Origin of the sequence: Pristimantibacillus sp. PTI5, assembly GCF_048572955.1 — a bacterium.
In the GTDB taxonomy this organism is placed as follows: domain Bacteria; phylum Bacillota; class Bacilli; order Paenibacillales; family Paenibacillaceae; genus Pristimantibacillus.
In genome coordinates, this window is record NZ_CP183886.1 from 3379460 (window position 1) to 3392548 (window position 13089).

Annotated in this window: 10 protein-coding genes; 7 read left to right on the plus strand and 3 right to left on the minus strand. The window is 49.4% G+C overall.

The window, feature by feature from the left end:
* Positions 1–444: 444 nt before the first annotated feature.
* Positions 445–3393: a DEAD/DEAH box helicase gene (locus tag ACN6MW_RS15295; protein WP_419876099.1), complete on the minus strand. Its 2949-nt coding sequence runs from the start codon at positions 3391–3393 to the stop codon at positions 445–447.
* Positions 3390–4595 (minus strand): hypothetical protein, encoded by a 1206-nt coding sequence (locus ACN6MW_RS15300; RefSeq protein WP_419876100.1) that lies wholly within the window; start codon positions 4593–4595, stop codon positions 3390–3392. The genes ACN6MW_RS15295 and ACN6MW_RS15300 overlap by 4 nt, the downstream gene beginning before the upstream one ends.
* A gap of 183 nt (positions 4596–4778) precedes the next feature.
* Between ACN6MW_RS15300 and ACN6MW_RS15305 the strand changes: the two genes are divergently transcribed.
* The 7 genes from ACN6MW_RS15305 (at position 4779) to ACN6MW_RS15335 (ending at position 11872) form a co-directional block, all read left to right on the plus strand.
* A complete protein-coding gene (locus tag ACN6MW_RS15305) occupies positions 4779–6035 on the plus strand; it encodes an ATP-binding protein (RefSeq protein WP_419876101.1) in 1257 nt (418 codons plus the stop codon).
* A 124-nt stretch (positions 6036–6159) separates the two neighbouring features.
* Entirely contained in the window at positions 6160–6390 is a 231-nt protein-coding gene (locus ACN6MW_RS15310; RefSeq protein WP_364149918.1) for a DNA-binding protein, read from the plus strand.
* A gap of 138 nt (positions 6391–6528) precedes the next feature.
* Positions 6529–6795 (plus strand): hypothetical protein, encoded by a 267-nt coding sequence (locus tag ACN6MW_RS15315; protein WP_419876102.1) that lies wholly within the window; start codon positions 6529–6531, stop codon positions 6793–6795.
* Positions 6788–7882 carry a GerAB/ArcD/ProY family transporter gene (locus ACN6MW_RS15320; RefSeq protein ID WP_419876103.1) on the plus strand — a complete coding sequence of 365 codons (1095 nt, stop codon included), beginning with the start codon at positions 6788–6790 and terminating at the stop codon, positions 7880–7882. The genes ACN6MW_RS15315 and ACN6MW_RS15320 overlap by 8 nt, the downstream gene beginning before the upstream one ends.
* Positions 7879–9354: a spore germination protein gene (locus ACN6MW_RS15325; RefSeq protein ID WP_419876104.1), complete on the plus strand. Its 1476-nt coding sequence runs from the start codon at positions 7879–7881 to the stop codon at positions 9352–9354. The genes ACN6MW_RS15320 and ACN6MW_RS15325 overlap by 4 nt, the downstream gene beginning before the upstream one ends.
* A complete protein-coding gene (locus tag ACN6MW_RS15330) occupies positions 9351–10550 on the plus strand; it encodes a Ger(x)C family spore germination protein (protein ID WP_419876105.1) in 1200 nt (399 codons plus the stop codon). Before ACN6MW_RS15325 ends, ACN6MW_RS15330 begins: the two co-directional genes overlap by 4 nt.
* Positions 10551–11200: 650 nt before the next feature.
* Positions 11201–11872, plus strand: coding sequence for a polysaccharide deacetylase family protein (locus ACN6MW_RS15335; protein WP_419876106.1), 672 nt, complete (start codon positions 11201–11203; stop codon positions 11870–11872).
* 199 nt (positions 11873–12071) lie between these two features.
* On the opposite strand, the gene ACN6MW_RS15340 is transcribed toward ACN6MW_RS15335, so the two are convergent.
* Positions 12072–13082, minus strand: coding sequence for a GtrA family protein (locus ACN6MW_RS15340; RefSeq protein ID WP_419876107.1), 1011 nt, complete (start codon positions 13080–13082; stop codon positions 12072–12074).
* Between the last annotated feature and the right edge of the window lie 7 nt (positions 13083–13089).

Genomic DNA, 13089 nt, shown 5'->3' on the forward strand with positions numbered 1-13089 from the left:
CAGCGCCGCCTGTGTTTACCGTTATAGGTAAGAGGATATCAGAATAATCCATAAGGAACGAATTTCCTTATTCGATGGACCGATGGTCTACCTAAGGTATACGAAGCGGAGCAATCATGAAGAGAGGGGACCAAGCCCATCCGACACAAAAAGCTGCAGCTATCCGTTTCTATACGCTTATGGAGTTCCCGTTCTAAAGGTGTATACGCGAAAAGGATTATTCCGATCCCTGACGCCGTATACGAAATGCTATGGGTTACCTTCAAAATGGCAGACCTATCCTGAGTCCTCTGCACACAGGCAGAGCTTTGGCGCTATTCAATTAGCAGCTGCGCAAAGACCTAACTCGGATAAAGTCTATCACACGTAACCCTCCGTTCCAGTAAATTAGCACCAGTGTAGCACAACACCGCATCCTGCGGCAAGTCGCAAAAATACCATAGCCTAGGACTGGCTAAAGTCATGCCGCAGGGTAAAGAGCTCCTTCAGCGCTTCCGTGGAAAGCTCCGTAATCCAGCCCTCGGAGCTGGAAATCACATTTTCGCTAAGCTGCTGCTTATTCTCGAGCATCTCGTCGATCCGCTCTTCCAGCGTGCCAAGCGAAATAAATTTATGCACCTGTACGTCGCGGGTCTGCCCCATGCGGTACGCGCGGTCCGTCGCTTGGTTCTCGACAGCCGGGTTCCACCAGCGGTCAAAATGGAAGACATGATTAGCCGCGGTCAGATTCAGGCCGACACCCCCGGCTTTGATCGACAAAATAAACACGTTAGGCTGCTCGTCGGGCGGCAGCGTATTCGATTGGAATTTATCGATCATGCGGTCGCGCGCCAGCTTAGAGGTACTGCCGTTCAAGTAGAGGACAGGCTCCTGCAGCTCCTGCTGCAGCACGGACTGAAGCAGCTGTCCCATGCCGATATACTGCGTGAAGATCAGGCAGCGCTCGCCTTCGTCGCGCAGTTCCTTCACCATGGCGAGCAGACGCTCGAGCTTAGCGGATCGGTTAATAAGCGGTTCGGTATCCAAAGGAACGCCGTCCGCGGCAGGCATGTCCGGGATCGGCTCCTTCGACAGCAGCATCGGATGGTCGCAAATTTGCTTAAGCTGCATAATCGTGGACAGGATGGCGCCTTTTCGTTCGATGCCTTCGAGCTTCTGCATACGATCCATGAGCTGGTTGACGGTTTGGTTATAGAGCGCACCCTGTTCGGCTGTCAGATGGATATAGGTCTTCATTTCGTTTTTGTCCGGCAGATCCAGCTGGATCGCCGGGTCTTTCTTCTTGCGGCGGAGCATAAACGGCTTCACCAGCTTTTGCAAATCGGCCGTACGCTTCTTGTCCTGCTCTTTCTCGATCGGATTGCTGAACCGGTGCTGAAAACCATGGGCCGTTCCGAGAAATCCGGGATTCATAAAATCGTAAATGGACCAAAGCTCCGACAGCCGGTTCTCGATCGGCGTTCCAGTTAGGGCAATGCGATGCTTGGCCGAGAAGCTGCGCACCGCCGCGGATTGTTTGGTTTGCGCGTTTTTAATATTCTGGGCTTCGTCCAAGCAGATCGCCCCCCAGGTGAATTCCTGCAGCAGCTCCTGATCAAGCGTCGCGGTTGCGAACGAGGTCAGAACGACGTCTGCCTGCGCGGCTGCCGCGTGAAAGGCCTCGCCTTCCAGGCGTTTGCTGCCATAGTGAAGCATAACGCTCAGCGACGGCGCAAACCGGCTGATCTCCTTCTGCCAGTTGCCTAGAACCGAGGTTGGGCAGACGATGAGCGCAGCAGATTGGTCCTCGCTATTTGCCGCGCTTTCTTTCAGGTTCAATAAATATGCGATCAGCTGGACGGTTTTGCCGAGTCCCATATCATCGGCAAGACAAGCGCCTAGCCCGAAGCGCCTCAGGAACGACAGCCAGGCATAGCCCTCATGCTGATAGCTGCGCAGCTCGGCTTTTAGGCCTGCCGGTACGGGAAGAAGCGGCCATTCCGACCGCTGGCTGAGCTGGTTGACGAGCTTCATCAGATGCTCGTTCAGCTCGACCTCCAGCTGGATGCGCTGTTCCTGCTCGGCATCCTGCTCGGCCTGTTCATCTTCCGGGCTACCGCCGCTTCCGAGCAGGTGAAGCTGAAGCACGTCCTGGAAGGACAGGCCCTCAGAGCGGTCAATGCCCGACATCGCTTTGCGAATTTGCGCCAGCAGGGCGGGGTCGAGCGAAATCCACTGGCCGCGGAAGCGGACCAGCCGCTCATTGCGGGCCACAAGCTCATTGAATTCGGATTCGGTGAGATCGGTCTCGCCGATTGCGATGCGCCAATCAAAGTCGATCAGCGTATCCAATCCGAACAATGATTCGCCGGAGCTCTCCGCGCGCGAGCTGACCTTGGCGCGCAGCTTGGGCTTCTTGCGGCTGGCCGCTTCCCACCATGCGGGAAGCAGCACCTGCCAGCCTGCGTCTAATAGGCGAGCACTGTCTGCGGCGAGGAAGCGCCAAGCGGCATCATTGCCGAGCGGAGCGTTTAGAATATCCTCTCGTGGTCCGGCGAACCGCTCGGGCGATAAGCAGGCCCGCAGGCGCTCCAGCCAGCCGGCTGACCGCTCGCGGACGGGGCCGGACCAAGAAGCGGGCCAAGAGCCAAAGGCTTCGCCAGACTCCGACAGCCTCACATTCGTAAGCACCGCCTGGTCGAGCTTGTCCTGCAAAATAAGCTTAAGCTGCCAAGGCGCCTCCATCTCCGCCGGCTCCACGAGCTGCAGCATGGGACGGAAGGGGGCTTGATCGGCCTTCCATCCGATTGAGATCAGCCAGGCTTGAGCATCCATCCCCGCAGCCGCCGCATGGTCCTTGGCAAATAGGAGCGGATATTCCCTCCGTAAATCGGCTGACGCCGTTTCCGTCCCGTAATGGACATCGAATACGGCCGCGGAGAAGGCGGCTTGCAGGCCGTTCAGGAAACCGGAATCCGCATCCAAGGCAGAAGCTTCGGCTTGCATCTGCTTATGCAGCGCGGGGCTGTCCCACGTCCATTGCAGCTTGCCGGACCGGAAAGCGGAGAAGCTGGGCATATAATGCTTGGCTTCGATTTCAGCCGCCAGCAGAGGTGCCAGTTTAACCAGCGGCCCGGCTTGCTCTCCCCATAGCCATGAAATGTGCTCAAGCATCTTATTTTCGGCAAAAAACGGAATGACCTGCTCGGCAGGAAGCAGCACGAGCTCGAGCCCTGGCACCTGCTGGAGCTCCAGCTCCGTTCCATAGAAGGAAGCCTCATGCCAGGCAAACAAGCTGTGCTTTAAGCTGATGCCGCTTAAGTAATCATCCGTGTGGTTAACCCCGTATAGAAGGGCATCGCCATGCGTCGTTAAATTAACGTGTACCGTGAAGGATTTTATATGATAGCTCATGGAATTAGCTTTCCTTTCCGAAGCTCCTCTTGCAAAGCGCGAAGCCGGCTATGTCGTGAAGCGAAGGCAGCGATAAACGTCTCCCACCGTTCCTCGTCCTTTCTTTTTTTATACAGCTTAGCGAGTCGTTTCAGCAGCTTGACCGCAGATTTATAACCGGCTCTGTTTTTGAGCAGCACATAGGATTCTGCGGCTTGATGGTAGAAAGGAAGCAGCAGCTCGGGCGCATGCTTCTCAATGGGCGCAAAAACGCCGACGCGGTACGCGAAAGGATCGGTCCCCGTGCTGAGCTGGTAGTCCATCCATTGCTGCCATTTGCCATGCATGAGCAGCTTTTGCTCGTAAATGGACGGCGACAGCCGGAAAAGAGGTCCCCACATTTGCTGCTCGGCATGGGGAATATGCGCGATGACCCCGTCCCAAAAGCCATAAAAGAGTTCCAAGCTGTTGAGCTTCTGCCGTTCCATTAGCGGCGCCGTTTCTGCAAGCCATTCCAATAGGCGCTGCCACTCTCCTGCCTCGGCCATCGCGGACAAAAGCGGGAAGAGGTCGCTGCCGCGGAGCCCAAACCCGCTGTTAATTTCGGCCAGCAAGGCCAGCGCTTCCTGATCTCGGCGGAGAAAGAAGTTCATCCAAGCTTGGGCTAGCAGCCAAGGGCAGCGGGAGAGAGCGGAGGTTAGCTGGCTAGGAGCCTCTTTCAGATGCTGAAGCTCCTCGAGATATAGCTGCGATTGAGGTTGATCGGGCCCAATCCAGCAATGCCAAAGCCCAAAATACGAGTCGCTGAAATAAGCCTTGTCTCCTGTCTCTATCAGCATTTGCCTTCTTAAGAAGGAGAGCGTCTCCGTCAGGAGCTGGCGGTCGGCCGTACCTTCTGCCGTTTCGGGCTTATTTTGCAAAATGCCCGTGATCTTCAGCTGCACCTCGGAAATCGCGGTATGCGTGTGAAAACCGATAAAAGCGCCCGGCCGCAGTGCCTGGTTCGGCGCAAGATGGAGCAGCAGCAAGAGGATATGAAGATGCGCATGCAGCTCGAAAAAGCGGTCGCGCTCGGGCGCAAGCCCGGGTTTTATTTGATGAATGGCTGCAAGGGCAGCCTGTACAAAGGCAGCGTTTCGGATATGATCGGACAAAATTGCGGTACGCGAGCCGAAAAGGGCGTGCCACTCCGCAATGTTCATGGTTTCGATTGATTTTATCAAGAAGAAGTCTCCCGTACGAAAGGTCTATTTGCGAATCAGCTTATTATATCATTTATCCGGCTCTGCGATTTCTATTGTTTTGATGTCTTTTCTCTTCTTGATTATGATATATTATGGTTGATATCAGCTTAAATGGTACAAAAGCTAACATTGTATCATAACCAATTATTGGGGGCAAACAGGATGGAATATTTAAAGGATTTGCTGCTGAATATTTTCATTATTTGTTCTCCGTTAGCTTTGTACTACTATATCTACAAAATCAAGAACAACAAGCTGTTGTATCGCTTCTGTTTATATGTTCTCTTCTCGCTTGCCATCATAACGACGATGTCGTTTCCAATCAATCTAAATGGATTAATTTATGATTTCCGGTCGATTCCTTTGGCGATTGGTTCTCTGTTCGGGGGCGTTCAGGTTTCTATTTTCCTGTATGCCACTCTTCTTCTGTACCGTTATTTTCAAGACAGTCCAAATGATTGGTTATATGTTCTTTCGATTTTGCCAAGTTTTGTAGTCTTCATCTTTTTGTACAAAAGCTATAGCTCTCTAAGTTTAATACGAAAAATAACCGTTGCGATTATTTATTGCACGCTCATTAAGCTGATGACCTTTAGCATATACCTTTCGGTTACGGGGTTGTTGGATCTGCTTGTGAATAAACCAGGGGTCACTGTGCAAACCTATATATTGCAAGGGTTCATTGCCGGGATATGCGTGTATTTAATCGAAATGCTTCATCGGTTCTTTATGATGCAAGAGGAGATCGTGAGAAGCGAGAAAATGAAAATTGTCGGTGATATGGCGGCTTCCGTAGCGCATGAAATTCGAAACCCGCTTACAACCATAAAAGGCTTTATTCAACTATTCGCATCGGCTGATCTCGATAAGGACAAGAGGCTACTTTATCAAAAAATTTGCTTTGAGGAATTAGACCGCGCGGAGTCGATTATTGCGGATTACCTCTCGCTCGCCAAGCCGGATCCGGAGGTCGTTGAAGCGATTGATGTCCATCAGGAAATGCGTTATTTAGCGAACGTGCTCATGACTTACGCGAATTACAATAATATTCAAATTCAAGTGATGACGGAGGAAGAGCAGGCTTTTCATATTCAGGGGGACAGGTATAAATTTCGTCAGGCTTTGGTGAACATCGGAAAAAACGCTATTGAAGCGATGCAAAGCGGAGGCCTGTTGGAGCTGAAAACGATGATCAGTGATCAACATGCTTGGGTGATCTTGAGCGATAATGGGAGCGGAATGTCCTCTGATCAGATAAAGCGGCTGGGAACGCCGTATTATTCAACAAAGGAAAAAGGGACGGGCCTTGGAACGATGGTTTCTTTCGGGATTATAAAGAAAATGAACGGTAAAATCACGGTGAAGAGCGAGCCTGGAGCGGGAACGGAGTTCAACCTTATTTTTCCGAAGGCGAATTGAGGACTCGTCATTTATTATTTTATTTACCCTAAATTTTTATCGGGTTAAGTTATGCGGCTGTTCGTGGTATAATAAAGCGATGCAGTCAATAACGATCATTGACTATGATAAAGGAGTCGGAAATATGCAGGTAGTATTTGAAGACTGGGATCTAAAGGTGAAGAAGACGTTTAATGCGACGAGCAAGCAGGAGGTATTAACGGTTACCGAAGCCGGAGATCTTTTAGGCCTATCAAAGGATCAGATGAAGGTATATGTGCTAAAGCACAACCTGACGAAAGTTGCGATTAACCGCAGCGTCCACAGATATCTATTACTGAAAAGCGAAATAGATGAGATTATAAGTAAAGCTTAATCTTTCGATAAACCACAGCCCTGTAGGGGGTTGTGGTTTTTTGTTGTCCTTATAAACGGATTTTTTTACATATTTCCAGCTGTAACAGTGAAAAGTATGAAAAGGTAAATAAATGAACTAGAAACGGAGCTGTTCAAAATGACGACTATAGGCGTTTTAGCCGTTTCTATTTTGGCATCGCTGCTTATTGCTCTGTTGGATATGGATGTATTTAAAGAAAATTTTGGAGCTGCCCTCGGCAAGCAGTCGTTGAATGATAATGGCTGGCCAACCTATCTCTTGATTGCAGCAGCCTTTATAATGGCATTATTTCGGGACTTGCGCAGCTTGAAACGAGCCCGGACTCGTAAAAGGGCGCGGCTCATAAGCGGTGAACGCCCGGCAGTAGGAACAAGCGATGAATAAAATGACTGGATTTCAAATCTATAGCCTCATGATGGTATTGCTGTTAGGGACGTCTATTATCTTTGGTACACCAAAGATCGTGCCGGATGTTTGGCTGGTTCCAATCACAACGGTCCTTCCAGCGATCCTGTTGTTTCTATTCTATACGGCCTTAGTTAACTCTGAATCGCAGAGAGGCTTGTATGCTTTGCTCGTCAACGCGTGGGGAGCTGTGATCGGAAAATCACTCGTGCTTTGTTACACCGTTTATTTTCTTTATATTGCGGCCCGTAACATTCGGGATATGCTGGAGCTGGTCATGACGACGTTGTTACGTAGAACCCCGCAGGAGGTCGTTATTGTTCTGTTTGCGTTGATTATCGCTTATGCAGCCTATGGCGGTGCACAGACATTGGGGCGATTATCAGAAGCAATTATCGCGTTGTTACTTTTGTTTTTTATTTGCATAGCAGTGCTCTTGCTTATGAGCGGGTCGCTTGAGCTGGAAAGAATGCTTCCTTTTTTGTCGAAAGGTTTTGTTCCCGTAATCAAAACGAGCTTTTCAAGCTTATTATGGACTACTTATGGAGAATTGATCGTTTTCCTAGTGCTGTATCCGCGCATGATGGGAAAGCGTTCTTTTCGCAAAGCGGGAATGGCAGCGATTATATCCGCAGGCGTTATTTTGTGCCTCTCCGATCTGCTTCAGATCTGGGCGATGGGAATGGAATACGAGAAGTATTCCACGTTTCCTTTGCTGGATGCGGCAAGGCTCATTAATGTTTCGGATTTTATAAACCGTATGGACGCCTTTGTCGCGTTGATCATCATTGTTGTCGTTTTTCTGAAATGTGCTGTTTTTTTATATGCGGGAACCAAAGGGGTTTGGGTTATCTTCGGGAAGGCAAGCAAAACATACATCTATCCTCTGGCCTTGTTGATTGGGGCCATGTCGTTAATGGTTACACACAACTTTGCCGAGCACACGGAGGAAGGGCTTCATTTGGTTATCCGCTGCCTGCATATTCCGTTTCAGTTTGTAATTCCGCTTATTACGGGTTTATTGATTTGGATTCGTTCCAGGCGAAAGAGAGGCGATAGCGGGTGAACTTAACAAATAATGCCTTACAGAGTGATTCGAAAAACATGTCTATACAGTCGCTCGAACATGTACGCTCCTATTTAACGCAGGTCTTCGGTGATACGGATGATCTCGCGGTAGTGCCGATTCGGGTTGGCGAAACCGTTGGGCTGCTCTGCTATTTGGAAACAATGACGAGCGTACCCTTTATCATGGACAACATCGTAAGACCGGTATCCCATAGCAATATGGGCCCTGAGCTTAGCAGTGCTGCTATGTTGGAGGATATGAGAGAGAAGTATTATGGAGGGCTGTCTGCCGTTTTTATAAACAGTTTAAAGGAGCTTGCGTCAATGCTGATTACCGGTCATGCGGGATTAGCGTTAGAGGGGGCTTCCTTCATGCTGATTCTTGATGTGAAGAAGCTGGATGCCAGATCCGTCGCTGAGCCAACCACTCAAACCGTTGTGAGAGGGCCAAAGGACGGATTTACGGAATCAGCGGATACGAATATGAGCTTAATTCGAAGGCGTCTGATCAATGAGCAGCTGCGCTTTGAAAAATACACAGTGGGTGATAAATCGCAAACCCCCGTGTATTTAGCCTATCTGGAGGGAGCAGTAGATTCTGAGGTGCTTCGAAAGATCAGAAGAAAACTGCAAACGAACGACATGTCCAGCGTGCTTGATTCCGGAAATTTAGTAGAGCTGCTTAGACCGATCCGCTTCTCCTTGTTCCCAACCGTTTACAGCAGTGAGCGGCCGGATGCGGTTTGCACTGCGATTATGGAGGCGAAGGCAGCCATTATTGTGAACGGCAGTCCGTTTGTTTTGGTGGTTCCGGCAGTCATGAACGATTTCTTTAAGTCACCGGAGGATCACTACCAATGGTTTGCTTTTGGCACCTTTACGCGTTTATTGCGCTACTTGGCTTTCTTCTTCTCGCTATTCGTTCCTTCCCTCTATATAGCGATAACGACCTTTCATGCCGAATTGGTACCCACGGTGCTGTTAACAAGCATTGTGGGGCAGCGGGAAGGCGTCCCCTTTCCAGCGGTTATCGAAATTTTATTGATGGAAATCACGTTTGAAATTTTGCGTGAGGCAGGCACTCGGATGCCCCGGGTCGTTGGCCAAGCAATATCCATTGTGGGAGCTTTAGTGCTCGGTGAAGCAGCCGTTCAAGCGGGCATTGTCTCCAATATCAACGTGATCGTGGTGTCCTTAACCGCGATTTCCGGCTTTGTTGCTCCCGTCTATACCTTTGGCGCCAATGTTCGGCTTCTGCGATTTGGTTTTATTTTTCTAGCTGCACTGCTTGGTTTCTATGGGGTCATATTAGGTGCAGTATTTCTGTTGATTCATTTAGTCAGATTGCATTCCTTTGGGGTTGCTTATCTTTCTCCGTTTGTTCCTTTTCGCTTAGGCCGGCAAAAGGATGCGCTATTGGTTTTCCAAACCCCTTTGCCAAATGAGGAAAATGGGAGGGGAAAACCGTGAATAAAGCGGGTAGGTTCTTTTTTTTCCTTATGCTGTCAGTTAATTCTCTTGCTTTGTCCGGCTGTTGGGATAATACGGAGTTGAATAAGACCTCCCTGATTACCGGTGTGGCTTTGGAGCCGGGGCATAACGGGAAGCTGCGTCTAACCATTGAGACGATGATTGCCGGTCAATTAAATGAGAAAAAGGAATCGGTGCCTTCCGTTGTTCAGTCAATGGAGGGTAACACATTGGCTGAAATCGTTACGCGCTTTAACGAAAGTTTGGATCGTAACCTGCTCATCTCGCACGTTGGCGTTATTATCGTCGACGAACGGCTGGCCCGCCAAGGTCTATCGTCTATATTAGACCCCTTGCAGCGGACAAGATACATCCGGGAGGATGTCTTAGTCTTGGTCTCGGAAGGTGTTCATGCTTCTCAAATCTTGAAGGTTCTTTATCCTCGTGGCGCGCAAACCTCGTCGAAGATTGTCTCCCAAGTGGAAAGCTACCGTGAATCATGGGGAGGAATCCCAGAATCCAGGTTGTATGATGTATCGCAAGCTATTCTTGCGGATGGAAGGGAGCTGACCCTCGGTTCAATCTCGCTCAAGGGCCCCTTCAAGGATGCGAATTCGCTGGAAAGCATCAAGTCGGTTACGCCAAAGGCATCCGTCATTCTATCCGGAGCGGGGGTTTTCTCCGGGGACAAGCTGCTTGGCTTTATCACGCTTGAGGAGAGCAGGATGGTGTTAATGGCGCGGAACCAGGTGGAAGGAACTAATCTCTCTATTCCGGGCCATCGGCAAGATCTAACTGTTCGTCTTCTTGGTATTAAATCTGATATTCAAGCCTTCATGGATAAGGGGAAGTTGAAGCTTCAGATTAATTTGGAGGGGAATGGCTTAATCGGGAGCGTTGACGAGTCCATTGATATAACGAAGGTTTCCGGGTACGAGCAGGTGGAGAAGCTCGGTTCCGAGTACCTGGAGGAGCAAATGACCTCTACAATCCAAAGTATCCAGAAAAGGTTTGGGGTGGATGTGTGTGGCTTCGGAGAGCAAATGTACCGGAAGCGATATAAGCAATTTTTGCCGCTCGCGAGCAGATGGAATGAGTTATTTGCAAACACGCCTGTAACTGTAAAAGCAAAGATTAATCTTCGCCGCTCTGAATTGAAGACGAACCATATCAAGAATGAGGGAATTGGGCCATAACCTGCTCGCGCTTCGACTGCCATGAAATGAATAGGGCGTTATTGGGAGGATACGGCAGGATGTTTCCGAACGGGTAGGGGTGGTTCCCCCTCAATCCGCCGTAGACGGAATTATTGGAAATAGGGCAGCCTGACGCTGTTTTTCAATCGATTTAGTATTCGTTATACTTAAATAGACCGATTGGAAAACATAAGCTGGAGGGTGAATTTCATTGACTTACATGGACATGTTAGGACGTCGGAGTATTATTTTAAAACGGAATATTGGGGATTTGATCATTAAGGGAAACAAGCAGGGGCTAAGCTCGCAGGAGAGCAGCTTCTATCAAAGCATGCTGAAGGAATGGCATCAAAACGAGAATGAATTGAACTCTGCCAGGAAGCATTCCTGAGGGGCTTTCGGCAGAGCCCACATAAACGGGCGGTCGTTTAAGCAGCTGGAGCTGTTTGGGCGGCCGCCCGTTTTGGTCGAGCGGCCGGGCGGGCAGTTAGAGTGGCGGTGAGGGATCGAGCGAGAGTGGGAGCAGCTGTGTTGGATCACATGCTTTTTAAATAACCTTTTTACCAAGCGATCAAACAAAGATTAAAATATAAGGTATAATACATAGATGTTGATAGTTGGCAGTAAAAGATAAACGGAGGTTTCTGGTTATGTTAGCGGTGGAAAGAGCGGCGTACCTCACGATAGAAGAAGGTCCTGCCGAGGATTTTATGCAAAAAATCATTTATTTGAACGCAAACGGCATTCGTGCGATTTGGTTTTGTCTTGGCAAGGCGTTAGAGGAAAATTTAGAAGCAGCATTATATGCTATCCAAACGGGCCATGTAATCGGAAATCGAGGCTACGACTTTGCGGACTTCTCAACGATTTCCTTGATGGACGCGCGAGGACAGATTGAGCGAACGGACCGTCTGATAGATGACCTTTATGCAAGAACGGATATCGCCAGGCCGATCAAAGTGTTTCGTTTTCCTTTTATGCAGGACGATAAGAATCAGGAGCATTTTGCCGGCATTCAGCTTGCTCTGGAGCAGCTTGGCTATCAACAGCCTGCTTTTGAAAACATTCATTGCGCGGCGCAGGACGAAGCAAGCCTGAAGCAGGGTCTCCACGTGGTATGCACGCAGGATACGTTCGATTTGGGATTGGAAGTCTCTTCAAGTGAAGGGAGCAGGCCGTTTGGCTCTGCGGGTAATGAAATAATTTTGATTCACGACTGGATCGCGGTTGACCCGTTCAAAGCGCTCCTGAACAGTTTGTTAGCGAAGGGAATTAGCTTTCAGCTTCCGAGGGAAATGAAACAGCCTGCCGCCGCGTTCTAATTTCATCCGATGCCAAAAATAAACCGGGCGAAGCCCATCGCAATGTGAACATCGCGGTGTGCCTCGCCCGGTTTTTCGTTGCAAATAAAATTTTCTAGGTTTTCACCTATTAATGCGCTTATCTTATCTATTTCCGCAAAATGAGCTTAAACCGCCAAAGGACGGCGAAGCTGCATATGCTTGAAAACGCCGACTCGGATCAATATACGAATTTACGCTGCGCCCAGTAACTGAATATAAATAACACAGCCTCCGTAAGCAGCTTGGCTACCAGCAAAGGCACGCCGATCCGCTCATTGAATACATGCATAAGGCCATAATTCAATAATAAAATGAGGATGACGAGCGCGAAATATTTTGGCATGGAGATGCGGATGGCCGAGGGCTTATCTCTGTCAAATACGAACCTCTTGTTCATCGTGTAGTTAAAGATGGAGCTTGTCAGCCTTGCACCGAGTACAGCGAGCAGGAGGCTTGAACTGAAGAAATGAATCAGCGCAAGCAGCAAAATATCAATTAACGCAGATGACAAAGAGGATATGCTGAATTTAAGGAATGGGGCATAGATTCTAGCGGAATCGATAATCGGCCTAAAATGAGATGATTTATTATGATCAAGATAGACGGTATCAATGGGCACCTCATGAAAGGAATAGCCTGCCGCCGGCGCTTCGAGCAGCAGATTCATCTCATATTCGAAGCGCTCGCCCGGAATTCGGCACAGCCAGTCCAGCATATCGGCGGAATAGCCGCGCAGCCCGGTCTGCGTATCATAAATGCGCTTGCCGGTCGCAAAAGTATAGACAAGCCTCGTGGCTGTATTGCCGAAGCGGCTGCGGAACGGCACCTTGCCCGTAAAGCGTCTGCAGCCGAGCACGATTGGATGATTATGCTCCTCTATGCTGCTGGCGATTCTCATAATATCCTGCGGAAGATGCTGTCCGTCGCTGTCTGCACATACGATGCCGTCGGTTACGCCCTTTTGCATGAAATAGCGGAAACCGGATTTCAAGGCATGTCCTTTTCCTTTATTTTCGTTATGCGTGATGACCGTGCAGCCCAATCCTCTAGCCGAAATAAACAGCTGGCTGTAGGCTTCTCCACTTCCGTCATCGACAACGACGATGGGAAATGAGCCGATCTCCCTTAACTGCTTGATGAGAAAAAGGAGCCGCTCGTCCGGTTCGTAGGAGGGAATTAATATATTCATGGCGGTT